This is a genomic window from Staphylococcus sp. GDX8P80P, assembly GCF_017893095.1.
GTDB lineage: Bacteria > Bacillota > Bacilli > Staphylococcales > Staphylococcaceae > Staphylococcus > Staphylococcus borealis.
Genome location: NZ_JAESMI010000167.1, coordinates 1 through 726, shown reverse-complemented (window position 1 = coordinate 726; position 726 = coordinate 1). Strand labels below are relative to the sequence as shown.

Annotated in this window: 1 protein-coding gene; it reads left to right on the top strand. The window is 34.6% G+C overall.

All coding sequences use genetic code 11. The features are described 5' to 3' along the window. Positions 1-117 precede the first annotated feature (117 nt). The gene (gene tnpA, locus KA858_RS11945) at positions 118-600 is read left to right on the top strand and encodes an IS200/IS605-like element ISSep3 family transposase (RefSeq protein WP_002458050.1); all 483 of its coding nucleotides are present in this window, start codon (positions 118-120) and stop codon (positions 598-600) included. Positions 601-726 lie beyond the last annotated feature (126 nt).

Below are 726 nucleotides of genomic sequence, written 5' to 3'. Positions count from 1 at the left end.
AACATTATGTCCCGGACTCCAGAAAAGGTTTCACCGATATCTAAAAAATGCATCTCTACGTGCTAGAATATATATTGGTCAGCCAACCAAATATTCAACACGAGGAGATGCTATTTAATGTCATCTGACACAAACAGTTTAGCACATACAAAATGGAATTGTAAGTATCACATAGTCTTTGCACCAAAATATAGAAGACAAGTGATATACGGAAAGATAAAAAGGGATATTGGAGTTATTTTGCGTCAACTATGTGAAAGAAAAGGCGTAGAAATAATAGAAGCAGAAGCATGTAAAGATCATATTCATATGTTAGTTAGTATTCCACCTAAATTAGGAGTATCCTCATTTGTTGGATATTTAAAAGGTAAAAGTAGTTTAATGATTTTTGATAGACATGCTAATTTAAAATATAGATACGGTAATAGAAAGTTTTGGTGTAAAGGATTTTATGTCGATACAGTAGGTAGGAATAAAAAGGTAATTGAAAATTATATTCGTAATCAATTACAAGAAGATATCGTTGCAGATCAAATTTCAATGGAAGAATATCTTGATCCTTTTACAGGAGAAGAAATTAAAAAAAGACGAAAAAAATAGTACCCCTTTAGGGGTGCTGGGAAAGTAGTGCAGTTGGCTGACCTGTCAGCGCCCTTTTAGGGCTGGCCAGTAAGGAAGGCTTATAGCCGTAGAACAAACCACCCGTTCACACGGGTGGTTTTGATT

Coding starts and splice junctions, on each gene's coding strand:
- tnpA (WP_002458050.1), top strand. CDS start 118: ATGTCATCTGACACAAACAGTTTAGCACATACAAAATGGAATTGTAAG.